This is a genomic window from Actinoplanes sp. 13, from assembly GCF_056134165.1.
The window spans coordinates 1-24,219 of record NZ_JBVYOQ010000046.1 but is presented as its reverse complement, the minus strand read 5'-3'; the positions used below and the strand labels follow the sequence as shown (position 1 = coordinate 24,219).

18 protein-coding genes and 1 tRNA gene are annotated in these 24,219 nt (G+C 71.7%); 7 read left to right on the top strand and 12 right to left on the bottom strand.

Translation table 11 applies throughout. The annotated features are described in order from the left end of the window. Positions 1-38: 38 nt before the first annotated feature. Complete coding sequence (locus tag AC0NH5_RS41245; RefSeq protein WP_474413579.1) at positions 39-1,127, bottom strand: ABC transporter ATP-binding protein; 1,089 nt, start codon at positions 1,125-1,127, stop codon at positions 39-41. Positions 1,128-1,265: 138 nt separating this feature from the next. On the opposite strand from AC0NH5_RS41245, the gene AC0NH5_RS41240 reads away from it, so the two are divergent. From AC0NH5_RS41240 to AC0NH5_RS41230, 3 genes are all read left to right on the top strand, one after another. Next, positions 1,266-1,339, top strand: a tRNA-Thr gene (locus AC0NH5_RS41240). A 92-nt stretch (positions 1,340-1,431) separates the two neighbouring features. Continuing rightward, positions 1,432-1,620, top strand: a complete 189-nt coding sequence (locus AC0NH5_RS41235) for a hypothetical protein (RefSeq protein ID WP_474413577.1) — start codon at positions 1,432-1,434, stop codon at positions 1,618-1,620. A 179-nt stretch (positions 1,621-1,799) separates the two neighbouring features. Continuing rightward, positions 1,800-2,906, top strand: coding sequence for an outer membrane protein assembly factor BamB family protein (locus AC0NH5_RS41230; protein ID WP_474413575.1), 1,107 nt, complete (start codon positions 1,800-1,802; stop codon positions 2,904-2,906). 19 nt (positions 2,907-2,925) lie between these two features. Here AC0NH5_RS41230 and rlmB read toward each other — a convergent pair whose 3' ends face one another. The 6 genes from rlmB to AC0NH5_RS41200 form a co-directional block, all read right to left on the bottom strand. Further along, a complete protein-coding gene (rlmB, locus tag AC0NH5_RS41225; RefSeq protein WP_474413573.1) occupies positions 2,926-4,053 on the bottom strand; it encodes a 23S rRNA (guanosine(2251)-2'-O)-methyltransferase RlmB in 1,128 nt (375 codons plus the stop codon). Next, the gene (cysS, locus tag AC0NH5_RS41220; protein WP_474413571.1) at positions 4,053-5,468 is read right to left on the bottom strand and encodes a cysteine--tRNA ligase; all 1,416 of its coding nucleotides are present in this window, start codon (positions 5,466-5,468) and stop codon (positions 4,053-4,055) included. The genes rlmB and cysS overlap by 1 nt, the downstream gene beginning before the upstream one ends. Before the next feature lie 40 nt (positions 5,469-5,508). Continuing rightward, the gene (locus AC0NH5_RS41215) at positions 5,509-7,122 is read right to left on the bottom strand and encodes a S8 family serine peptidase (RefSeq protein ID WP_474413569.1); all 1,614 of its coding nucleotides are present in this window, start codon (positions 7,120-7,122) and stop codon (positions 5,509-5,511) included. Positions 7,123-7,241: 119 nt separating this feature from the next. After that, positions 7,242-8,894, bottom strand: a complete 1,653-nt coding sequence (locus AC0NH5_RS41210) for a S8 family serine peptidase (protein WP_474413567.1) — start codon at positions 8,892-8,894, stop codon at positions 7,242-7,244. An 86-nt stretch (positions 8,895-8,980) separates the two neighbouring features. Further along, positions 8,981-10,336: a class II fumarate hydratase gene (locus AC0NH5_RS41205; protein ID WP_474413613.1), complete on the bottom strand. Its 1,356-nt coding sequence runs from the start codon at positions 10,334-10,336 to the stop codon at positions 8,981-8,983. Between the two features lie 67 nt (positions 10,337-10,403). Continuing rightward, complete coding sequence (locus tag AC0NH5_RS41200; RefSeq protein ID WP_474413566.1) at positions 10,404-13,310, bottom strand: AfsR/SARP family transcriptional regulator; 2,907 nt, start codon at positions 13,308-13,310, stop codon at positions 10,404-10,406. Between the two features lie 359 nt (positions 13,311-13,669). Here AC0NH5_RS41200 and AC0NH5_RS41195 point away from each other — a divergent pair, with 359 nt between their 5' ends. Further along, a complete protein-coding gene (locus AC0NH5_RS41195; protein WP_474413564.1) occupies positions 13,670-14,197 on the top strand; it encodes a hypothetical protein in 528 nt (175 codons plus the stop codon). Positions 14,198-14,269: 72 nt separating this feature from the next. Here the strand turns inward: AC0NH5_RS41195 and AC0NH5_RS41190 are convergent, their stop codons facing one another. The 3 genes from AC0NH5_RS41190 to AC0NH5_RS41180 form a co-directional block, all read right to left on the bottom strand. Continuing rightward, positions 14,270-15,937: a fumarate hydratase gene (locus AC0NH5_RS41190; protein ID WP_474413562.1), complete on the bottom strand. Its 1,668-nt coding sequence runs from the start codon at positions 15,935-15,937 to the stop codon at positions 14,270-14,272. A gap of 71 nt (positions 15,938-16,008) precedes the next feature. Then, positions 16,009-17,301 carry a PQQ-binding-like beta-propeller repeat protein gene (locus AC0NH5_RS41185; RefSeq protein WP_474413560.1) on the bottom strand — a complete coding sequence of 431 codons (1,293 nt, stop codon included), beginning with the start codon at positions 17,299-17,301 and terminating at the stop codon, positions 16,009-16,011. A gap of 65 nt (positions 17,302-17,366) precedes the next feature. Beyond that, a complete protein-coding gene (locus AC0NH5_RS41180; RefSeq protein WP_474413558.1) occupies positions 17,367-17,849 on the bottom strand; it encodes an Lrp/AsnC family transcriptional regulator in 483 nt (160 codons plus the stop codon). A gap of 178 nt (positions 17,850-18,027) precedes the next feature. On the opposite strand from AC0NH5_RS41180, the gene AC0NH5_RS41175 reads away from it, so the two are divergent. Further along, complete coding sequence (locus AC0NH5_RS41175; RefSeq protein WP_474413557.1) at positions 18,028-19,113, top strand: RDD family protein; 1,086 nt, start codon at positions 18,028-18,030, stop codon at positions 19,111-19,113. Further along, the gene (gene hisC, locus AC0NH5_RS41170) at positions 19,110-20,189 is read left to right on the top strand and encodes a histidinol-phosphate transaminase (protein WP_474413555.1); all 1,080 of its coding nucleotides are present in this window, start codon (positions 19,110-19,112) and stop codon (positions 20,187-20,189) included. Before AC0NH5_RS41175 ends, hisC begins: the two co-directional genes overlap by 4 nt. A gap of 81 nt (positions 20,190-20,270) precedes the next feature. On the opposite strand, the gene AC0NH5_RS41165 is transcribed toward hisC, so the two are convergent. After that, positions 20,271-21,485: an MFS transporter gene (locus tag AC0NH5_RS41165; RefSeq protein ID WP_474413553.1), complete on the bottom strand. Its 1,215-nt coding sequence runs from the start codon at positions 21,483-21,485 to the stop codon at positions 20,271-20,273. Positions 21,486-21,536: 51 nt separating this feature from the next. Between AC0NH5_RS41165 and AC0NH5_RS41160 the strand changes: the two genes are divergently transcribed. Beyond that, the gene (locus tag AC0NH5_RS41160; protein WP_474413551.1) at positions 21,537-22,787 is read left to right on the top strand and encodes an ROK family transcriptional regulator; all 1,251 of its coding nucleotides are present in this window, start codon (positions 21,537-21,539) and stop codon (positions 22,785-22,787) included. A 72-nt stretch (positions 22,788-22,859) separates the two neighbouring features. Here the strand turns inward: AC0NH5_RS41160 and AC0NH5_RS41155 are convergent, their stop codons facing one another. After that, positions 22,860-24,020, bottom strand: a complete 1,161-nt coding sequence (locus tag AC0NH5_RS41155; RefSeq protein ID WP_474413549.1) for an outer membrane protein assembly factor BamB family protein — start codon at positions 24,018-24,020, stop codon at positions 22,860-22,862. Positions 24,021-24,219 lie beyond the last annotated feature (199 nt).

The following is a 24,219-nucleotide window of genomic DNA, read 5'->3' as shown; positions in this document are numbered from 1 at the left end:
CCGACCGGGAGGCCGCCCTCAATCACTTACGGCGTTGCTCAGATCCGGGAACCGGAGCCGGCGTTGAACACGTGCAGCGCGCTGGTCTGCGGCCGGATGTAGATCGTCTCGCCCATGTGCGGCATGTAACGACGCTCGGTCCGGACCACGAACCGCTCGGAGCCACCGCCGACCTCGGAGTGGCCGTACACATTGGCGTCCGAACCGAGATCCTCGACCAGGTCCACCACGATCGGCAGCGCGTCCACCGACTCCGTGACAACCTCCGCCGCCTCCGGACGGAAACCGATCACAACCTTGCCGTCGCCACCCTGCTGCGCCGCGGCGACCTGCTCACGGGTGAGCGGAACGTTCAACGACCCGAAGTGGGCGCCCGACTCGTTCAGCGGAACAGTCTTCAGGTTCATGGCCGGCGAACCCATGAAACCGGCGACGAAGACGTTGCCGGGAGTGTCGTACAGCGCCCGCGGCGTGTCCACCTGCTGCAGCACGCCGTCCAGCATGACCGCCACCCGGTGGCCCATCGTCATGGCCTCGACCTGGTCGTGCGTCACGTACACCGTGGTGACGCCGAGCTTCGCCTGCAGGCTGGCGATCTGCGAACGGGTCTGAACACGGAGCTTCGCGTCAAGGTTCGACAGCGGCTCGTCCATGAGGAACACCTGCGGCTGACGCACGATCGCGCGGCCCATCGCGACACGCTGACGCTGACCACCGGACAGCGCCTTCGGCTTCCGCGACAGGTACTCCTCCAGCTGGAGCAGCGCGGCGGCCTGCTTGACCGCCTTGTCGATCTCCGCCTTCGGGGTCTTACGCAGCTTCAGCGCGAACGCCATGTTCTCGTACACCGTCATGTGCGGGTACAGCGCGTAGTTCTGGAACACCATCGCGATGTCACGGGACTTCGGCGGAAGGTGGGTGACGTCCTTCTCGTTGATCAGGATGCGGCCGCGGTCCACATCCTCCAGGCCGGCGAGCATGCGCAGGCTGGTGGACTTACCACAACCGGAAGGGCCGACCAGAACGAGGAACTCCCCGTCGCCGATCTCGAGGTTCAACTCGTTGACCGCGGGACGCTCAGAACCCGGGTAGATCCGGGAGGCCTTGTCGTACGTGACGGTAGCCATGGTGAATCGACTTCCTTTCCACCGGCAGGAACGTGCCGGACGATCCGAGTAGAAGGAACAGCCCCGCAACCGTATTTGTTTTTAGGTGACCTGCCAAGATGGCGACCGCATCACAGGACGTTATGCTGAGGTCCGCCCGCCCCTGTAGCTCAGATGGCCAGAGCACCCGTCTTGTAAACGGGAGGTCGTCGGTTCGATCCCGACCGGGGGCTCGTTGCGGCGCCTCCTGCCCGCGGAAAGCGCGGGCCGGTGCGTCTCGCGTTGCTTGCCGGGGGGCCGAGCCCCCCGAACCCCCCACGGTGCGGTGGTTGCGCTCGATACGGCGCTTGCGCTCGGTGCGGTGGTTGCGCTCGGTGCGGTGGTTGCGCTCGATACGGCGCTTGCGCTCGATACGGCGCTTGCGCTCGGTGCGGCGGTTGCGCTCGGTGCGGTGGTTGCGCGTGCGCGTTCGCCAGGTCAGCTGCTACGTCGCCCGACCCGCAAGAGCAGCTGAGAAAGCGGCATGTCGGGCCGGAAGAGGCTCGGGGCGGCGTCTGCCGGGGCCCAGCGTCCCGAACCCCTATGTTGCGGTGGTCGCGTCGGGCGGTGGTTGTGGGCCTGTAGTTGTGGCGCGGCGGGGACCGGGCTTGGTTGTGGTCGATGCCGGGGTGGGGGGTTGGTCGTTGATCTTGCATGAGCCTTGTATCGGTGGCCGTGCTTGCAGCGGCCTTAATAGTGTCTCCGGCCGCGCCGGCTTCGGAGTGGGCCCAACCGGGGTATGGCCCGGGGGCTACGTATTACAACCCGCATGAGAGTCGGATCGGGGCTGCGGTGGTCGGCTCGCTGCGGCTTCGGTGGGAGATTCCTACTCATGGTTCGCCGGACTGTGAAGTGGGGCGGGAGCCGCTGGTGGCGGCGGGCAGCGTCTACACCAGCGATCCGGGGGGTGTGGGGGCGTACGACCCGGCTACGGGGGCGCGGCGGTGGCACGCCGTCCTGAACCGTCGCGGCGTGACGCGAATGGCGGTCGCGGACGGCAAGCTGATCACCCTGACCTATGCCTGCGACGGGCAGCGCAGCTTCCTGACTGCCTTCCACGGGGGCACCGGGGCGCAGCTGTGGGATGTGCCGCTCGGGGTGCTCGCGCAGGACATGGTGGTGGACCGGGGCGTCGCGGTGGTCGACATCCGGCCGGACTTCTCGCTCACCACTACCGCGTACCGGCTGGTTGACGGGTCGCGGGCGTGGCAGTTGACCGGGACGCGCGGTGAAGGGCTGCTGTCGGCGGGCGGGCGGCTGCTGTTACGCACCGAAGGGCAGGGCTCGCGAGCGGTGGCCATCGGCACCGGCGCGACGCTCTGGCAGACCCGGGAGGACTGGTACGCCGTGGGCAGCGACCCGGCCGGCAGCAGGTTCTACGTCGGTGGGCAGGGCGGGGGGCTCACCGCGGTGAACGCCGCTACCGGTGCGGTGCTCTGGCGGTCCACCTGGCCGTCGCCGTCGGTCACCGCCGACGACCAGCGCGTCTATCTGCCGCGGTACCGCAGCACGCTGGCCCTGGACGCGCGGACCGGCCGCAAACTGTGGTCGGTGCACCTGCCCGACGCCGCCGGCCAGCCGGTCCGTGCCGGGGGGCTGTTGTACAGCCCGTCCGGGATGGGCTCGCCGCTGTCGATCGCCGACGCCGCCACCGGCCGGACGGTGGGTGGCGGCATGGCGAGCGACCAGAGTTATCCGCCGGCGATCGCGTACGGCCGCCTGTTCCTCACGGACGGCGGCCGTCTGCGCGCGTATTTCTAAGGGTTCAGCTTTCTCGAGCTCAGCCCTGGGTGCGGCGGCGGCTGACCTCGGCGAGGGTCACCGCTGCCGCCACGCTGGCGTTCAGCGACTCCACGTCGGTGGCCATCGGGATGCTGACCCGCAGGTCGCAGGTCTCGCCGACCAGCCGGGACAGGCCCCGGCCCTCGGAGCCGACCACCACCAGCAGCGGGCCGATCGCGGCCTCCAGCTCGTAGAGGCTGGTCTCGCCGTCGGCGTCCAGGCCGATCGCGGTGAAGCCGGCCTTCTGCGCCGCCTTGATCGCCCGGGTCAGGTTGACGACCTGGGAGACCGGGACGCGGGCGGCCGCGCCGGCGCTGGTGCGCCAGGCGGTCGCGGTGATCCCGGCGGCCCGCCGCTCGGTCATGAAGACGCCGTGCCCGCCGAAGGCGGCCACGGACCGGATCACCGCGCCCACGTTGCGCGGGTCGGTGATCCCGTCGAGGGCGACCAGCAGCGGCGCGGTCTGCTCCAGCGAGGCGTTGACCAGGTCGTCGAAGTCCTCGTACGCGAACGGCGGGACCTGCAGGCCGATGCCCTGGTGCAGCACCCCACCGGTCATCCGGTCCAGCTCGTTGCGGCTGATCTCCAGGATCGGGATGCCCCGGTCGCCGGCGGTGCGGACGATCTCGGCGACGCGCTCGTCGATGTCGATGCCCTGCGCCACGTAGAGCGCGGTCGACGGCACCAGCGCCCGCAGCGCCTCCACCACCGGGTTGCGGCCGAGCAGCAGCTCGGGGCCTTCCTTGGTGGGGTTGGACCGGCGTCCGGGCGCGACCCGCGGGCCCCGCGGACCGGCCGCGCGGCCACGGCCGGCGGTGGCACCGCCCCGGCCGAAGGCGGCGGCGCGGCCACCGCCCCGGCCCCAGGTGGTGTCCTTGGTGCCGGGGACGCCGACCTTGGGCGCCCGGCCCTCGGCCGCCGCGGCCCGGCGCTCCTTGTCCTGCTTGCGCGCGGTCTTCTCGGGCAGTTTCTCGGTGCCCGAGTACGCCTTGTGCCACGGCCGCTCGTCGGCGGGCAGGGTCTTGCCACGGCCCTTCAGGCCGCTGCGGTTCTTGCCACCGGAGCCGATCGGGGCGCCCTTCTTCGAGGTCGCCCGCTTGCTCGCGTTCTGAGAATTACCCGGCATCAGTGCTGCTCTCCTACCGTCCAGCGCGGACCGGCCGGAGTGTCCTCCACCTGAATACCCGCGTTCTTGAGCTGGTCGCGCACCGAATCGGCGGCAGCCCAGTCCTTCCGTGCACGGGCCTGCGCCCGTTGTTCCAGTGCCAGCGCGACCAGCGAGTCGACGACCGGCTTCAGGTCGTTGCCGCCCTCGCCGCCACCCCACGCCTCGTCGAGCGGGTCCAGCCCGAGCACGCCCAGCATGGCCCGGACCGCGGTCAGCGCGCCCCGGATGGCCGGCTCGTCACCGGCGGTCAGGGCGGTGTTGCCCTCCCGGATCGTGTCGTGCACGATCGCGAGCGCCGCCGAGGTGTTCAGATCGTCGTTCATCGCCTCGGCGAAGGCAGGCGGCACGGCTTTCGGCCGGCCGGGGCCGACCACCTCGGCCGCGCGGTGGACGAAGCCCTCGATCCGCCGGTACGCCACGGCGGCCTCGCGCAGCGCCTCGTCGGTGTAGTCGATCCGCGAACGGTAGTGCGGGCTGCCCAGGTAGTAGCGCAGCTCCACCGGGCGGATCCCGGACTCGCTCACCGACTCCAGGTCGATCACGTTGCCCAGCGACTTGCTCATCTTGGATTCGCCCAGGTTGAGCAGCGCGTGGTGCACCCAGTAACGGGCGAAGCCGAGGCCGGCCGCCCGGGACTGGGCGATCTCGTTCTCGTGGTGCGGGAACGTCAGGTCCAGGCCGCCGCCGTGGATGTCGAACTCGTCCCCGAGGTACCGGCGGGCCATCGCGGAGCACTCGATGTGCCAGCCCGGGCGGCCCTTGCCCCACGGCGACGACCAGTACGAGTCCTGCGGCTCGGTGTCCTTCACGCCTTTCCACAGGGCGAAGTCGCGGTGGTCGCGCTTGTCCCGGGCCGGCGCGTCACCGGCGCCACGCATGTCCTCCGGCTTCTGGCCGGAGAGCGACCCGTACTCCGGGTAGGACAGCACGTCGAAGTAGACGTCGCCGTTGCCGCAGTCGGCCGGGTACGCGTGGCCGCGCTCGATCAGCGAGGCGATCAGGTCGTGCATCTCGGTGACGTGACCGGTGGCCAGCGGCTCGTAGGTGGGCGGCAGCACGTTGAGCGACCGGTAGTCACGGTCGAGCAGGAGCCGGTTCGCATAGGCGATGGCCCAGAACGGCCGGTTCTGCTCGACCGACTTCTCCAGGATCTTGTCGTCCACGTCGGTGATGTTGCGGACGAACGTGACCTCCATGCCGACGTGCAGCAGCCAGCGGCGCAACACGTCGTAGTTGACCGCGGACCGGAGATGCCCGATGTGCGGCGGGGACTGCACGGTGAGACCACACAGGTAGATCCCCACCTGACCGGGAGTCGACGGGACGAAGTCCCGGACCGATCGGGCCGCGGTGTCGTACAGGCGTAGCGTCACCGCACAAGGGTACCGACAGCCGCGACCGCACAGCTCCCCCCTATCCGTGGACAGCCGCGTACGCGTCCACGATCCCGTGGCCGTAGAACCCGTTGAACCGCTCGCCGCCGGCACATCGGGCGTCGAACTCGGCGGGCTGTCCCTCCCGCTGGTAACTCTGCACCCGCCCCTTCGGGCAGGGCCGCCGGGCGGCGGTCGAGAACAACTTCTGCTCCACCGCGTCGGGACGCATGGTCCGGCCCGGCCGCGCCGGGTCGGTGGTGCCGTGCCGGCTGACGATCAGAGCCGCCACCCCACTCGCGTGTGGGGCGGCCATCGAGGTGCCCTGCGCATACATGTAGTACGCACAGTCACCGTCCGCGTCGCAGTGCCGGATCACGTCGGCCCGGCCGGCCTCGGTCACCTCGCCGTCCTTGCCGACCAGGCCCTGCTCACGCAGCACGTGCTCGGGGAAGCTGGACAGGATCTGGTTGGCCGCGGACCGGTATTTGGCGGTGCCGTACCAGTCGCTGAGGTCGCCACCGGGCGCGGCGACCGAGATCTGCTCGACGCCGTAGTTGGAGTAGTCGGCCTTGCGACCGGTCGGGCCCAGCGCGGACACGTTGAGCACGTGCGGGCCCTCCTGCGGCAGGTGCACGCAGGTCCGGTTGTCGATCTCGCGCCGGTACGGGTCGCCGCCGTAGTTGGGGCTGCTCGTGTCGGCCCGCGGTTTCCCGAGGTCCTCGTGGGAGTTGCCGAGCGAGCTGATCAACGTCACGCCACGGCGGTGGGCGTACGCCAGCGCCCGGTTGACCCCGGTGACGATGGCACGCTGCTCCGCCTGGTCCGCCGCGCTGTCCGCCGGGTTGGCGCGGCAGAGGTAGCGCCACGGGTCGACGAAGAACGACATGTTCAGCACGTCGATCCCGGCGTCCCCGGCGTACGTGAGCGCGTTCACCACCGGCTCCAGGAAGAAGAAGCCGGAGTCCTGCCCGCCTTTCAGCTCGACCAGGCTGACGCCGGGCGCCACCCCGGAGACGCCGAACCCGTCGGCGGCCGCCCCGATCGTGCCGGCCACGTGCGTACCGTGTCCGCCGTCATCGGTGCCGACCGGATCGAGGCAGCTCTTCACCTCGCAGGGCCCGTCGATGGCCGGCATGTCCGGGGCGAAGTTGCGGGAGAGCTTGCGGTTGAAGTGCGGCGCCAGGTCGGGGTGGCCGGCGTCCAGGCCGGTGTCCAGCACGCCGACGGTCACGCCGGGGTCGCCGCGGCGCACCTTGCGGGCCTGGTCGGCGCGGATCATCCGGAGACCCCACAGCCGGTTGTCGAGGGGGTCGAGGCCGGTCGGGCCGGCCGGCGCGCCCGGCGCCGCGGGAGCGGACGGGCGGGTGACCGCGACCCGGCCGATCGCCCGGCGCGCGCTCGCTCCGATCAGCGCCGGCGAGGCGGCCGCCCGGGCCGCGAACCGGCCGTCGGCCGACGTCACCCGATAGACGCCGACCGCGTCGTTGACGCTGACGATCGTGCCGCCGGCGGACCGGATGGCGGCCACCGCCTCGCGGCCGGCCACCCCGTCGGCCGCGACCACGGTGTAGTCGGCGGGTGCCGGGCGGGCGCCGAACGGCACCAGCGCCAGCAGGGTCAGACCGGATACGGCTGCGCGTAGGAGCTTCACTTCCCGGATGCTAGGGCCGGGGTGGGGTCATTGGTCCTGGTTCGCGGCAAGCGTCCCCAGATCCGATGAAAACGGCCGGCCGCCCGTGAAGGGCGACCGGCCGCTGGAAAACTATCGGGTCAGCGCCCGCCGACCGCCGCGTAGGCGTCGACGATGCCGTAACCGTAGAACCCGTTGAACTGCTTGCCACCCTCACAGAGAGCGTCGAACTCGGCCGACCGGCCCTCCTGCGCGTAGCTCACCAGGCGCGGCGTCGGGCAGGCCTGCTCGGCCGCGGTGCGGTAGAGCTGCTTCTCGACGAAGTCCGGGGAGAGGGTCTTGCCCCCACGGCGCCAGTCGCGGTGGCCGTACTTGCTGACGATCAGCGCGGCGACACCCGCGGCGTGCGGGGCGGCCATCGAGGTGCCCTGCAGGTACGTGTAGTAGCCGCACTCGCCGCCGGCGGTGCACTCCTTGAAGACCAGGCCCTCACCGGCCGGGGTGATGTTGCCGGCCGCGTCGACCAGCTCCTCCTCCTGCAGCACCTTGAGCGGGTACGTGGAGAGGATCTGGTTGCCCGCGGTCTGGAACGTGTCCGTGCCGAAGCCGTCGCGGTACCACCCGCCCGGCGCGGCTACCGAGATCTGCTCGAGGCCGTAGTTGGAGAAGTCCGACTTGCGCTTCGACGGGCCGACCGAGGAGACGCCGATGACGTGCGGGCCCTCGGCGGGCAGATCCCAGCAGGAGTCGTTGTCGATCGGCCGCGGGTACGGGTCGGCGCCGTAGTCCGGGCTGGAGATGTCGGTCCGCGGCTTGCCGAGGTCCTCGTGGTTGTTGCCGAGCGCGCCGACCAGGGTGACGCCCTTGCGGTGCGCGTAGTTCAGGGCCCGCTTCATGGCGGCGATGATCGCCCGCTGCTCGGCCTGGTCCTCCGCGCTGTCGGCCGGGTTGGCCGTGCAGTTGTAGAGCCACGGGTCGACGTAGAACGACATGTTGACCACGTCGAGGCCGGCGTCGGCGGCGTGGGTCAGCGCGTTGACGACCGGGTCGAGGAAGAAGTAACCGGAGTCCTGGCCGCCCTTGAGCTCGACCAGCGTGACGTCCGGCGCGATGCCGGAGACGCCGACGCCGTTGGCCGCCGCGCCGATCGTGCCGGCGACGTGCGTGCCGTGGCCGTTGTCGTCGGTGCCGATCGGGTCGAGGCAGCCGGCCACCTCGCACGGGCCGTCGACGTCGGTGAGGTCCGGCGCGAAGTTGCGGGACAGCGCCCTGCTGAAGTGCGGGGCCAGGTCCGGGTTCGAGGCGTCCAGACCGGTGTCCAGGATGCCGACGGTCACGCCGCGGTCACCCGACTCGATCTTGCGAGCCTTGTCCGCGCGGACCATCGCGAGACCCCAGAGCTTGGCGTCGAGAGGGTCGAGCTTCGCCGGGCCGCCCTTGCCGCCCTTGCCCCGCTTCGCGGCCAGGTCGAGCTTCTCGAGCCCGTTGGGAGCGCGGCCGACGGCCTTGCGCTCGCTCGCCCCGATCAGGGCCTCGGACGCGACGGCCTTGGTCTCGAACTTGGTGTCGGTGGAGGTGACCCGATAGACGCCGACAGCGTCATTGCTGGTCACGATCGTGCCACCGGCGGCCTTGATGGCAGCGGCGGCCTCCGCGGCGGAGGCGCCGTCGGCGGCCACGACCGTGTAATCGACAGTGTTACCCGGCTCCGCCGTGGCGGAGCCTGGGATCACTGCCAGGAACGCGAGACCCGTCGCGGTGATGACGGCCCCGGTGGCAACGCGTCTTCTCATGGAATGCGCCTTTCCTGGGAACTGGCTAGGAGGCATCACATCGAGAAAGTTCGCTCACCGCAAGATTAGTTCCCGATTCTTTACAGTCACGGCCGCGTCATTCGAAGTACATCGAGTGCTTCGTCCAATTGGTCCTCGGAAAGTGTCCCGTTGGTGACATGACCTCGCTCGATCACTACTTCGCGGATGGTCCGGTCGGTGGCGAGAGCCTGCTTGGCGATCGCCGCGGCCTCGTCGTAGCCGAGGTACCGGTTGAGCGGGGTGACGATCGACGGCGAGCCCTCCGCGTACGCCCGGGCCACCTCCACGTTGGCCTCCAGCCCGTCGACGCACCGGTCGGCAAGCTGCCGGGACGCCGCGGCCAGCAGCCGGATCGACTCGAGCAGGTTGCGGGCCATCACCGGGAGCATCACGTTGAGCTCGAAGTCACCCTGGGTGCCGGCGAAGGCGACCGTTGCGTCGTTGCCGATCACCTGGGCGCAGACCTGGCGCACCATCTCGGGCACCACCGGGTTCACCTTTCCCGGCATGATCGACGAACCCGGCTGGAGGTCCGGCAGGCGCAGCTCACGGAGGCCGGCCCGGGGCCCGGAGCCCATCCAGCGGATGTCATTGGCGATCTTGTAGAGGCCGGCCGCGACGACCCGGAGCTGGCCGGACGTCTCGACCAGGGCGTCCCGGGCGCCCTGCGCCTCGAAGTGGTCGCGGGCCTCGGTCAGCGGCAGGCCGGTCTGTTCCCGGAGCAGGTCGATCACCGCGGGGGCGAAACCGGGCGGCGTGTTCACCCCGGTGCCGACCGCGGTGCCGCCCAGGGGCAGCTCGCCGAGCCGGGGCAGGGAGTCGTTGAGGCGCTCGACACCGTTCGTGACCTGTCGCGCGTACCCCGAGAACTCCTGACCCAGGGTGACCGGCGTCGCGTCCATGAGGTGCGTCCGGCCGCTCTTGACGACCTCCGCCCAGGAGGTCGCCTTGGCGTTCAGCGCGGCGGCCAGGTGCGCCAGTGCCGGGAGCAGGTCCTGGCTGATCGCCTCGGTGGCCGCCAGGTGGATGGACGACGGGAACACGTCGTTGCTGGACTGGGAGGCGTTGACGTGGTCGTTAGGGTGCACCGGCCGGCCCAGCCCGCGCGACGCCAGCGTGGCGATGACCTCGTTGGCGTTCATGTTCGACGAGGTGCCTGAGCCGGTCTGGAAGACGTCGATCGGGAACTGGTCGTCGTAGCCGCCGGCGGCGACGTGCGCCGCGGCGGTCGCGACGGCCGTGGCGATCTCGCCGTCCAGCACGCCGAGCTTGCCGTTGACCTGGGCCGCCGCCCCCTTGATCCGGGCCAGCGCCCGGATGTGGGCCGGCTCCAGCCCGCGGCCGGAGATCGGGAAGTTCTCCACCGCGCGCTGCGTCTGGGCCCGCCACAGGGCGTCGGCGGGCACCCGCACCTCGCCCATCGTGTCGCGTTCGATCCGGAATCCGCTCTCGTCAGTCGTCACCGAACCATCCTCTCTCGACCTTCGGTCAGCCGCAGTCGATCGCGTCGATCCCGATGACCGGCACACCCATCCGCTCGAACAGCTCGACGGCTTCGGCCCGCAGTCGCTGGGCCTGCTCCGGGTCGGTGTCCGCGGCGCAGTCGGCCAGCCCGGCCAGCGCCCGGGCCGTGCTGTACCGCACCCCGTGCCGCCGGGCCACGTCGAGGGACCGCACGTAGAGCGCCCGTGCCCCGGCCACGTCACCGGCCCGGCGCCGGGTCCTCGCGAAGTCACCCAGGAACTCCGCCTCGTAACGCCGGTCGCCGAACCTCGCGGCGATCTCCAGGGCCCGCTCGTGCTCCGCCACCGCCTCGGCGGTGCGCCCGGCCTCGGCGTGCAGATTGGCCAGCTCGTTGCGGATGTCGGCCTCCAGGATGGCGAACCCGCCCGCGACGGCCAGCCGCAGCGCGGTCGCCGCATAGCGCCACGCCGTCTCCGGTGTGATCGCCCCGTTCCGGCGCCGCAGCTGTCCGATCAGGAAGAAGCAGCTCGCGAGCTGATGGTTGTCGCGGTGCTGGACCGCGGACATCAGCCGCCGCCGGTGCACGGCCAGCGCCTCGGCGTACCGGCCCATCCGGCCCAGGCTCAGCGCGAGGCAGATGAACGCGACCGCCGACGTGGTCTCCTTCCGGGACAAGATCGACATCCGCAGCGCCTCGCGGGCGGCCCGCACCGCCTCGCTGAACCGTCCGCTGCCCTCGTGCAGCGCCGCCACGTTGCCCAGCGCGACGGCGAGGGCGTCCAGTTCGTTGAGCTCGGTCCAGTTGCGGATCGCGATCTGCATGTATTCCAGGGCGCGGCCGTGGTCGGCGGCCCGGAAGTACACCGAGGCCACGTAGTTGGCGGCCATCGCCACCCCGGCCGGGTCGCCGGCCTGCTCGGCGATCGCGAGGGCACGTTCGTTCAATGTGGCGACGTCGCCGGTGTACCCGCGGTAGAAGAGCAGGTACCAGGCGGCCCGCGGCAGGAACCACCCGTAGTCCGGCAGGCCGGCGTCCACCGCCGACTGCTGGAACGCGACCAGAGCCGGGCGCTGCCGCTCCAGCCGGGCGGCCGGATCGGTGATCGCCGGCAGCAGGTCGGTGCGGCGTGGCGGACGGCCCCGCAGCGCCCGGTCGAGGCTCCGCCGGTAGGTCTCGGTGTTGCTGGCCGCCGCGGCGTGCAGCTCCAGGTCGAGGACGTCGTGCACGGCACGGTGCCGCTCGCCGGCCGGCAGCCCACCGGCCAGCGTGACCGCGAACTCGCGCAGCAGGTCGTGCAGCCGGAACACCTCCGGTTCCGGCTCCTCGGTCAGGTGCGCGTCGAGCAGCTCCTCCAGGACGTCCTGCGCGTCCACCAGGGACAGACCGGCGAGCGCCGCGACCGCCACCGCGTCGAGGAGATCGCCCGGATAGAGGCCGAGCAACCGGAAGACCCGCTGCGCCCGCTCGCCGAGCTGCTCGTACGAGAGGGCGAAGGCGCTGCCCACGCTGCGGTTCTCGATCTCCAGTTCGGGTAGTGCGGCGCCGCCGAGACGACGGACGAGGTCGGCCACCTGCCAGCTGGGCCGGTGCGCGAGACGGGCGCCGGCCAGCCGGATCGCCAGCGGCAGCAGCCCGCAGCGCCGGACCAGCTCCGCGGCGGCCGCCGGCTCCGCGTGCACCCGCTCGCCCGCGATCCGGGCCAGCAGGGTGATCGCCTCGTCCACCTCCAGCAGTGGGAGCGACTCGGCGTGCGCCCCGTCCAGCCCGGCCAACCGGCGGCGGCTGGTGACCAGCGCCAGACTGCCCGCCGCGGTCGGAAGCAGTTCGGTGACCTGGGCGCTGGACCCCGCGTTGTCGAAGACCACCAGCGCCCGGCGGCGGGCCAGCTCGGTGCGCCACAGCCCGACCCGGCCCACCAGGTCGGCCGGGATCGATTCCGCGCTCACGCCGAGCTGGCGCAACAGCACCAGCAGCGCGTCAGTGGGCCGGACCGGCTCCTGCTCGCTGTGCCCGTGCAGATCCACGAAGAGGTGCGCGTCCGGGTAGTCGTCCGCGATCCGCGCGGCCAGGTGCAGCGCGAGAGTGGTCTTGCCGCTGCCGGCCATCCCGTCGACCACCAGGACCGCCGCGTCCGGCCGATGCTCCGGGGTGACCTCCTTGAGCAGCCGGTCGATCAGGCTCCGGCGGCCGGTGAAGTCGCGGACCGTCCGGGGCAGGCAACGGACCTGCGCGGGATTGTTCGCCGACGCGGGGCGGGCCGCCGGCGTGATCTTGCCGGCCAGGATCTCGCGGTGCAGCCCCTGGAGCTCGGGGCCGGGCTCGATGCCGAGCTCCTCGGCCAGGGTGTGCCGCAGGCGGCGGAACTCGGCCAGCGCGTCCGCCTGCCGCCCGGACCGGCAGAGCGCGATCATCAGCTGCCCGCGGAGCCGTTCGCGCAGCGGGAACCGTTCCACCAGGACGGCCAGCTCACCGAGCAGGTCCCGGGCCTGGCCGGCGTCGAGCTCCAGGTCGGCCCAGTCCTCGATGACGGCGGCGCGGCGTTCGTCGAGGGCGGCAGCCGTCTGCCGCACGGCCGGGGCACTGATCTCGGCACAGGCGGGACCACGCCAAAGATCCAGCGCTTGGCGGTACGCGTACCGCGCGCTCTCCGGATCTCCGGCGGACCGTGCCTGCTCCACCAGGGCGGCGAAGGCGAGCGAGTCCAGGTCGGTGGGCGCCACCGTGATGCCGTACCCGGCGCGATCGGTGCGGATCTCGTCCGGCAGGGCCCGGCGCAGCCGGGAGACGCACGTCTGGAGCTGTCCGCGGGCGGTGGCGGGCGGCTCGGTACCCCAGACCGCCTCGGTCAGCTCTCCGAGCCCGACGATCCGGCCGGGGTTCAGCAGCAGCATGGCCAGCACGATGCGGTCGCGCCCGGCCGTCACAGCCACGCTCCGCTCACCTACAGTGACGGAGAGTGGCCCTAGAATCCGATAACGCAAGGTAGTCACCCGCCCCCGTGGGTCCGACTCGCGAATCAGACCCTAGCGGAAATCGTCGACAGTGGATCGACAGCCGATCGAGAGCGCCCTGTCGCAGACTTCTCCCAGTGCCGTTCCGCCACCGATGCCTCAGAAGTGCCCCCAGGGTGTGGTGGGACGGCCAGGCCTCACGGGGGATGAACAGCCCGCTCGCGCCGAAAGCGCGGGCGGGCTGTTCGTATGTCAGGTGATCACGCACGGTTGGACGGATTCGACAACGGAACGTACCGTCGGCGGAGTTCGAGCCCCCGACGAAGAGGATCCCCCTGATGCGACGCGCCCTCCTGGCCGCGCTCGCCGGCGGCGTGCTGCTGTCCGGCGCCGCCTGCGACAGCGATGCGGACACCAGCGAGATCGCAGCGCCGGAAGTCACCACGGCCGCTCCGGCCCCAACCACCACTTCACCCGCGCCCGACTACTCGGCGAACACCGAGCAGGTGTGCGGCCGCCTGGAGACGATCTTCAGCGGCTCGCTGGCCAAGGATTTCGGCGCCGCGATGGGCAAGATGATCGCCCAGAAGGAGGCGAAGCAGGCCGACGAGGCGAAGAAGGCCGAGAAGGCCGCCGCCGCCGAGCTCAAGTCGGTCGGCTCCCAGATCCGCAAGGAGACCGCCGAGGCGGAGAACCCCGAGTTCAAGGCGGCCGGCGCGGTCTCCGCGGCGAAGCTGGAGAAGAGCGCCAAGAACCGCGACTACATCGAGAAGGTCAGGACCAGCAAGGACCTGGACCGCACCCTGGAGGACCAGATCCAGGAGTGGCTCACCCCGGTCGCCGGCTTCTGCCGCCCGGACAGCTGACCCCCACCCTGCGTGTGAACTTCGGGCGCGATCCCGACCCGAACTTCACACGCAGGGTTGCGGGCGCGGGAGTCAGCGGCGGCCGATGCCGAGGACGGGCTTGGTGACCTCGGCGAAGAAGTCGTTGCCCTTGTCGTCCACGACGATGAAGGCCGGGAAGTCCTCGACCTCGATCTTCCAGACCGCCTCCATGCCGAGCTCCGGGAACTCGAGCACCTCGACGTGCCGGATGCAGTCCTGCGCGAGCCGCGCGGCCGGACCGCCGATCGAGCCGAGGTAGAAGCCGCCGTACTGCCGGCAGGCCCGGGTGACCTGGCTGGACCGGTTGCCCTTGGCCAGCATCACCATCGAACCGCCGGCCGCCTGGAACTTCTCCACGTACGAGTCCATCCGGCCGGCCGTGGTCGGGCCGAACGAACCGGACGCGTAACCCTCCGGGGTCTTCGCCGGACCGGCGTAGTAGACCGCGTGGTCACGCATGTACGCCGGCATCGGCTCGCCCGCGTCCAGCCGCTCGGCGATCTTCGCGTGCGCGATGTCGCGCGCCACCACCAGCGGGCCGCTGAGCGACAGCCGGGTCTTCACCGGGTACCTCGAGAGCTCGGCACGGATCTCCGCCATCGGCCGGTTCAGGTCGACCTTGACGACCTGCTCGGACTCCAGGCTGTCGTCGGTCACGTCGGGCAGGTACCGGGCCGGGTCCGTCTCCAGGCGCTCCAGCCACACGCCGGACGGAGTGATCTTGGCGACCGCCTGGCGGTCCGCCGAGCAGGACACCGCGATGGCGACCGGGCACGAGGCGCCGTGCCGGGGCAGCCGGATCACCCGGACGTCGTGGCAGAAGTACCGGCCGCCGAACTGCGCCCCGATCCCGAAGTCCCGGGTCAGCTCGAGCACCGCGGCCTCCAGCTCCACGTCGCGGAAGCCGTGCGCCAGCATCGTGCCCGCGGTGGGGAGGTTGTCCAGGTACTTCGCGCTGGCCAGTTTCGCGGTCTTCAGCGCGTGCTCGGCGCTGGTGCCGCCGACCACCACCGCCAGGTGGTACGGCGGGCACGCCGACGTGCCGATCAGGCGCAGCTTCTCGTCCAGGAACTGCATCATCCGCTGCGGGTTCAGCAGCGCCTTCGTCTCCTGGTACAGGTACGACTTGTTGGCCGAGCCGCCACCCTTGGCCATGAACAGGAACTTGTACGCGTCCGGCTGGCCACCCGGGTCCTCGGCGTACAGCTCGATCTGCGCAGGCAGGTTGGTGCCGGTGTTCCGCTCGTCCCACATGGTCAGCGGGGCCAGCTGCGAGTACCGCAGGTTCAGCTGGGTGTACGCCTGGTAGACGCCGAGCGCGATGGCCGACTCGTCGGTCCCGTCGGTCAGCACGTGCCGGCCGCGCTTGCCCATCACGATCGCGGTGCCGGTGTCCTGACACATCGGCAGCACACCGCCCGCCGCGATGTTGGCGTTGCGCAGCAGGTCCAGCGCGACGAAGCGATCGTTCGGCGACGCCTTCGGGTCGTCGATGATCGAGCGCAGCTGAGCCAGGTGCGCGGGGCGCAGGAAGTGCGCGATGTCGTGCATCGCCTCGGCGGTGAGCTGGGTCAGCGCCGCCGGCTCCACGGTCAGGAACCGCCGCCCGCCGGGGCCCTCGACGACGTCCACGCCCTCGTCGGTGACCAGCCGGTACTCGGTCATGTCCGGCCCGGCCGGGAGGAGCGGCGAATAGGTGAAAGCGGCGCCTCTGCTCATGAACGGCAAGCCTAAGCCAGCCGGTCGGACGGACGCGAACCCGTCCCCCGTGCTTCCCCCCGCCGGGTCGATCAGGAGAACGGCAGGTAGGCCATGTCCCGGCCGGCGACAGCGATCATGCCGGCCGGGCCGACGGCGAAAATCTTGGCATCGGTACGCACATCGGCGCGCACCGCACCACTCGCCGGCCGCAGAGCCGTGACCCGGTTCTTCGAGACCACGATCACCGCGTACGGGCTGAGCGCGGCCGTGGCGCCGTCCCGACCGGCGTGCCGCCACACCGCCCGGCCCTTGGCGAAGGAGTACCCGCGCAGGTCGTCGCCCTTACGGATCACCGCGTAGGAGTCGTTCACTGCCACCACGTCCGACTCCTTGTCGCCGTACCAGAGGTTGCGCCCGTCGTACCCGTTGATCAGAACCTCCCGCCCGTACGGGTCGACGCCGAGAACGACGTTGTACCCGCCGGCCGGGTCCCGTCCCTGCTGGCAGCCCGAGCCGTCGTCCGCGGTGCGCAGGTTGAGCCCGTCCCGGCGCCACACCACGTCGTTGCGGGGCGGGCTGGTGGCGGCGACCGCGTAGTAGCAGGTGCCGTCGCGGGCCGTGCCGGTCACCGTGAGCACCCGGCCACCGACCACCGCGACCCGCTGGTCGCGGGCCGGGCGCAGGGTCTGCACCAGCTTGCCGGAGGCGGTGTCGATCACGCGGACCCGGCCGTCGTCGGGGAAGCCGAGCAGGCCCGGCATCGGCTGCGGGCCGGCCACGTCGTCGTCCACGTCGCCGGTGACCAGCCGCCGGGTGTCCGGCAGGTCCGGGTTGGCGGCGTCCAGGACGAAACCGATGCTGCCGGTGCCGACGCTCCACAGCTGGGCGCTGGTCTTCGGGTCCCAGGCGGTGAGCTTGCAGTCGTTGCCGCCGGCGCAGGTCAGATCCACGATCGCGTCCTGGTACGTCCAGACCGCCCCGGCCGTGGTGTCCGCCCGCCGCACCACCCCGGTGCGCGGGTCGAGCACCTGATATCCCTTGGTGAGCAGACGCCCGGTGACCACCACCGCGTCCGCGCCCCGGCCGGCGATCGAGGCCCAGTCCGCGTCCGACGACCAGAGCGGCACCGCGGCGCTCAGCCCGTACGCCTCGACCGACGTGCGGTACTCGACGACCACCGCGTCACCGACGATGGCCACGCTCTGCGGGGTGCCGCCGAGCTCCTGCTGCCAGCGGGACCCGGGCGCCACCGGCCCGCTCGTGGTGATCCACGACCAGACCTGGGGAAACGGGTTCCACACGCCGGTCGTGGCCAGCACGGTGACGACGACCGTGGCGGCGACCAGCGTGTATCCCTTCCAGGAACCGCCTCCGGAGGCCATTCCGGCAGGGTAATGACCTAGATCCGAATAACCGGCGAGCACGGATAGTCCGTGTCGTCGGCTTGCTACCTATTTGTCGATTGCACCAGCGGCACCGTCCGGTACGGGATCAGCTCGGCCAACGCGATGATCGTGTGTGCGCGGAGGATGCCCTCGTAACCGACGATGAGATCGATCACGCGTTGCAGGTCGGCGTTCGACCGGGCCACGATCCGGCACAGGATGTCGCCGCTGCCGGTGATCGTGTGCGCCTCCAGCACCTCCGGGATCTCCGCCAGGTGCTCGGTGACCGCGTCATGGCCGTACCGCTGGCTGATCTCCAAGGTCACGAAGCTCATCACGCCGAAGCCGATCGCGGCCGGGACCACCTCCGGTCCGAAGCCCTTGATCGCGCCCCGCGCGATCAGCTTGTCCAGCCGGGCCTGCACGGTCCCGCGGGCAACCGCGAGTCGCCGCGACAACTCCAGCACGCCGATCCGCGGTTCGGCGGCCAGCAACGCGATCAGTCGCGCGTCGAGGCCGTCCAGTTGGACAGTCTGCTCATCCACGAGCCGAAACTACCGGACGAATTGCGCACGATGGCCAGCCTCGATGGAAGCAGTTGCTCATCCGGGCGGCATGCGCCACGGTCCCACCATGAGGCCGGCGGGCGATCTGTGACACTGCTACCTGTGACGACTATCGGCGCGCAGAAAACCGTCAGCCTGCCGTGATAAAGGTGTGCGCATGAGTTCCCTTCCCGCGGGTTGGTACAAGGACCCGGCCGACACCACCACCCAGCGCTACTGGGACGGTGAAGGCTGGCTGGGCGAGGCCATCCCGGCTGACGCGGTGCCGCCGGACGGGCCGCCCGCGGTCGAGGCGGAGCCCCCGGTCCAGTCCGCGCCACCGGCGCCGGCGCAGCCGGTCACGCCGGCCTATCCGCCGCCCCCGCCGGGCGCACCGGGCGCACCGGGCGCACCGGGCGCACCGGGCGCACCGGGTCAGCAGGGCACGCCGCCGCCCTACGGACCACCGCCCGGTTGGGGCCAGCAGCAGCCCGGGTGGGGTCAGCAACCCGGCTGGGGACAGCAGCCGCCGCCCGGATGGGGACAACCAGGGCAGCAGCCGCCGCCCGGATGGGGACAACCAGGGCAGCAGCCACCGCCCGGCTGGGGACAGGCCGGGCAGCAGCCGATGCCCGGACAGCCGATGCACCCGTACCTCTATCCGATGCCGAAGGCCATGCCGCACGGCATGCCGCTCGCCGGCATGGGGCGGCGACTCACCGCCCGGCTGATCGACATCGCCGCCGTGCTGCTGCTCAACATCGTGGTCAACGGCTGGTTCCTCTATCAGTACTGGCAGGACTTCTCGCCGATCCTCGACGACTACATGCGCCAGGTCGCCGCCGGCAGCCAGAACCTGACCGTCGAGCCGACCCCGCGGATGCAGACCCTCTCGATCGCCATCGCGCTCGTCGCCACCCTGCTCTGGCTGCTCTACGAGGCGCCGTCGATCGGCAGCCGGGGCCAGACGTTCGGCAAGCGGCTGATGGGCATCAAGGTCGTACCGATCGAGAAGGACGCGCCGCTCGGCTTCGGCCGCGCCTTCGCCCGCTGGGCCCGCCTCGGCATGTGGACGCTGTTCTGGTGGTGCGGCGTCGGCCTGGTGATCCAGTTCGTCGCGTCCCTGTCCCCGCTCTTCGACCCCCGCCTGCGGCAGGCCTGGCACGACAAGGCGGCGGCCACCGTGGTCGTCGCGGTGCCGCCCGGCGCCCACCCCACCGTCGAGGCCGCGCCGAGCGGCGAGAAACCCGGAGGACCGCAATGACCAGGCTGACCCGCGCCGACCTGGACGCCCTGCCCAACTACGTGCCCGGCCGCAACGTCGCCGACCTCGTCCGCGAGCTGGGCATCGCCGAGGCGGTCAAGCTGGCCAGCAACGAGGTGCCGTACGGCCCGCTCCCCGGCGTCGTCGAGGCGGTCACCGAGGCCGCCCGCACCGTGCACCGCTACCCGGACATGGGCGTGCTCGCGCTGCGCGACGCGATCAGCGAGCGGTTCGGCGTGAACCCGGAGCGGGTCGTCACCGGCTGCGGTTCGGTCGCGCTCGCCGAGATCCTGGTGAAGGCCACCTGCCTGCCGGGCGACGAGATCGTCTACTCGTGGCGGTCCTTCGAGGCGTACCCGATCATCGCCGCCGGCGGGGGCGCGACCAGCGTCCGGGTGCCGAACACCGCCGCGCACGGGCACGACCTCACGGCGATGGCCGAGGCGATCACGGACCGGACCCGGCTGATCTTCGTCTGCAACCCGAACAACCCGACCGGCACCAGCGTGCGCAAGGCCGAGCTGGACCGGTTCCTCGCCCGGGTGCCGTCCGACGTTCTGGTCGTGCTCGACGAGGCGTACCGGGAGTTCGTCACCGACCCGCACGTGCCGGACGCGCTGGAGACGTACGGCGACCGGCCCAACGTCGTCGTGCTGCGGACCATGAGCAAGGCGTGGGGCCTGGCCGGCCTGCGGATGGGCTACCTGGTCGCGCAGCCTGCGGTGGCGGCCACCATCCGCAAGGTGGTCACGCCGTTCTCCACCAGCACGGTGGCCCAGGCCGCCGCGCTCGCCGCCCTGTCCCAGGAGGAAGAGGTGCGCCGCCGGTGCGCCCTGGTGGTGGCCGAGCGGTCCCGGCTCACCGAGGCGCTGCGCAAGCTCTCGATCGAGGTGCCGGAGAGCCAGGCCAACTTCGTCTGGCTGCCGCTCGGCGAGCGGACGGCCGCGTTCGCCGCCGCCTGCGAGAGCCGGGGCGTGATCGTCCGCGGGTTCCAGCCGGAGGGCGTGCGCGTGACGATCGGCACCCCCGAGGAGAACGACCTGTTCCTCGCAGCCGCCGAGGCCGCCCTCTCCTGACCTTTCGTTGTGTGGGGACTTCGGGTGCGAAGCGCACTCGAAGTCCCCACACACGTTCTCACTACGCACGTGGCGCGGCTGCTAGTGCTGGGCGGCGGCTTCCGTGCGGTCGTGGTCCTCCTTGCTGATGCGGGCCGGGAAGACCACCGGCGACAGCACCACGAGGACCGTCGCGACCAGCGCCATCCCGACCGCGAGCAGCGGCAGCGCCCCCAGGTGACCGGCGCTGACCAGCCGCTCCCCGACGAACGCCCCGCCGCCGATGCCGATCTGGAACGCCACCACGTTGACCGCCGACGCCGCGTCCCGGGCCCGCGGCGCCACCCGCAGCACCGCCGCCGCCAGGAACACCGGGATCGCGGTGAACGCCCCGCCCCACAGCAGCGCCGCCACCACGGTCGGCACCAGGCCGAGCACCGGCGCCAGCAGTCCGACCGACACCGCGACGGTCACCATCAGCCCGATGACCAGCGGGCCGGGCCGGCGGTCCACGAACCGCCCGACCGCGAAGTTGGCGAGCAGACCCACCGCGCCGTACCCCAGCAGCAACGCGCTCAGCCCGGCCCCGTCCAGGCCGGCGTCCCGGCGCACCAGCGGCGCGATGTACGTGTATGCCGCGAAATGCCCCACTACCAGCACCATCGTGATCAGGCTGAGCCGCGCCACCGGCCCGTGGCGCAGGATCCGCACCGCGTCCCGCAGCTGTGTCCCGGTGCGCGCCTGCAGGTCCCGTGGCAGCGCCGGCAGTTTGGGCATGATCGCCATCAGCAGCACCACACAGATCGCCCCGCCCACCGCAAAGACCCCGACCGCTGCCCGCCAGCCCAGGGCCTGACCGAGGGCCGTACCCAGCGGAACGCCGAGCACGATGGCGAGCGAGTTGCCGATGAAGACCTGTGCGGTGGCGCGGCCCGCCTGCCCCGGCGGCGCCAGCCGCACGATGATCGGCCCGATCACCGACCAGAAGACGCCGTGCGCCAGCGCGCAGACGAGCCGCGTCAGCGTGAGTGTCAGAAAGTTCGGCGCGAGCGCCGCAGCCCCCTGTGAGACCGCGAAGACCGCTACGGTGACGGCGATCAGAGTGTGCCGCGGCACCCGCATGGTGAGCGCCGTGAGCGGGATGGTGCTGAGCGCGGCGACGACGGCATAACTGGTCAGCAGGAAGCCGACCTGTGCCTCGGTGACGCCGAGGTCGGCGGAGATCTCCGGGAGAAGGCCGACGGGAAGGGTTTCTGCGGTGACGTAACAGAAGGTGGAGGCACTCAGGACGAGCATCGCCGGGCGATTGAGTCTCACCCCGGCAGAATAAGCTCCTGGCTAGAGCTTAAAAAGGGAGAACGAAGGACTGTGACGACGCGCTCCACCGAACTGCTCCGGGTGGTGCACCACCACCCCGGCGTGACCCGGGCCGATGCGGCACGCCTGCTCGGGGTGGGCACCGGTGCGGCCACCGAGCTCGTCACCAAGCTCAGCCGGGCGGAGCTGCTCGTCCAGGCGCCGGCCGCGCCCAGCGGCACCCGCGGCCGCCCGACCACTGTGCTGCTCCCGCACCCCGACGGCCCGCTCGTGGTGGCCGTCGCGATCACCCACGAGAGTTGGCGGATCGACGTGGTCGAGCTGGGCGGGAAGACCGCGGCCTCCCGGTCGGGACGCCACGCGGCCACCGGATGGGCCGAGGTCCGAGCGGCGGTCGCCGGCACCGTTCAAGAGATGCTCCCGGGGTACGGGCGGAGGCCGCGCGCCATCGGCGTCTCCGTGCCCGGCACGGTCTCCCGGTCCCGGCGCCTCGACGCGTCCGGCCTCCACTGGCACGACGTCGACCTCACCGAACTCTGGCCGGACGCCGAGGTCTTCGTGGCCGGCAACGACGCCACCCTGGCCGCGGCCGCCGAGTCCAGCCGGGGCGCCGCGGTCGGTGCCGCAGTCGCGCTGCACCTGCGCATCGAAGCCGGCCTCGGCGGCGCGGTCGTCGAGCACGGCCGCCCGGTGATCGGCGCCCGCGGCGCGGCCGGCGAGTTCGGCCACATGCCGTTCGGCGACCCCGCGGTCCGCTGCCCCTGCGGCGCCCGGGGCTGCTGGGGCTCGGCTGTCGACGGCGGCGCCCTGGCCCGGCTCCTCGGCGACCCGCCCCCGCGCGACCCGATCACCTACGCCCGCCGCATCATCACGGCCGCCGCGCAGCACGCCCCGGCCCTCCCTGACCGCATCCCCGTCGATTCCACTGCCCCAGGCACCACCCCTCCCAGCTCCGGCCCACGGCCGGGCGAGGATTCGACGGTGGCGAGCGCCGCCGGGTCCGGCTCTGTCGATCGGGACGCGGCGCTGGAAGCTGTCCGGGTGGTCGGCGCGCAACTCGGGCGGGGCATCGCCGGCCTGGTCAACGCCCTCGACGCCGACCTGGTCACGCTCGGCGGCGTCGCCGCCGACCTGCTCGCCGTCGTGCCCGAGACGATCGAGGCCGCCTACCGCGACGGCCTCATGCTGATCCACCGGGAGTCCCCGCCCCCGGTCCTGCCGGCCACTCTGAGCGACGACGACGGCCCGATCGCGGGCGCCGCCGAGGAGGCGTGGTCGGCTCTGCTCCCCCACCTCGCCTGACGCCGCGGCACCAGGGGGGACGTGGTCGGGTCCGGTGCTCCCCCACCTCGCCTGACGCCGCGGCACCAGGGCCTAGTTCAGGGCGGCGATGACCACGGCGTCGAGGGTCAGGTAATAGACCGGGGACTCCGGGTCGTCCGGCGCGTTCTCGCGGAGCCGCTCCATCGCCAGGAAACCGTCGGCGATCCGGTAGGCGCCCGGCTTCCACTCGGTGGTGTCCTTGCCGTCCAGCACGAGCCGGAACGTCGTCCGCACCGCCCCGGTCCGGGCGTCCAGCCCGAACAGCGTGTTGTCCGGGGTCAGCAGGATCACCGACTCGCCGGTCCCGCCCAGCACGCGGGCCTCACCCGTCCACTGCCAGAGCCGGGCGCCCTCGGCGGAGTGGGCGCTCACCCGTCCGGCCGCGGCAGAGACGACCACACCCGCAGCGACCGTGGCAGTGGCATCGTCCAGGACCGGTGCCCGTCGAGGAACAGCCGAGGAGGCCAGCCACCCCTGACCGGCGCCGTCGCGGAAACCGGCGCACCCCGAGGTGCTGCCGGCGTCGCAGCCGACGGGCACGAGCGGTCCGGCGGGCCAGCCGGACAGGGCCGCTCCGGTGGCCGCGTCATAGGCGGCGGTGGCGCAGGCATAGGCACCGCCGGTTGTGGTGAAGCCTTCGGCGCAGGTGGGCGGGGTGGTCACGCGCCAGCGGACGGCGCCGGTGCTCAGGTCGTACCCCAGCAGGTTCTGTCCGGAACTGACAACGACGGAGCCGGCGGCGAGCCGCAGGCCCGGCGGTGTCCAGACGGTGGCCGCGCCGGTGCGATGTCCGGCATAGCCGGGTCCTGAAGGGCCCTCGGCACGCCAGGCGATGTCACCGGTGCGGGCGTCGATCGCGACCAGCTCGCCGTCGGACCAGCGGGTGACCACCGTCGGGCCGCTCGAGGTCACGCCGCTGAGCTGTTCGGGCCAGCGCCGGAACGACCAGCGTGCCGTGTAAAGCATCCGCCCGTCCACCGGCATGTCGGCCTTGACCTGGTGTTTTGCGGCATAGACCCGAAGCCGGCCATCGACGGTGAGCGGGGCCAGGTTGATCCGCCCGGTGACGCCGGCGGATCGCAGCGGCACCGCGGGGTACGGCGTGGTGGCGACCGCGTGCACCTCGGCCGGCGCCAGCACCCGCCAGGCGATCAGGCCGGAGGCCACCAGCAGCACCAGGGCGGCCAGTGTTCGCAGCAGCACCCGGGTCACGGGCCGAAGTATTTCAAAGCCGGCCGGGGTGCGGTCTCGTCGGTCCCGAATCTGTCGCGCCGGTCTCACCTCGCCGGAACGAAGGGCCGGGGCCGCCATCGATCAGGAGCCGTGGCGACGGGCGGGGCCGCCATCGATCAGGAGCCGTGGCGACGGGCGGGGCCGCCATCGATCAGGAGCCGTGGCGACGGGCGGGGCC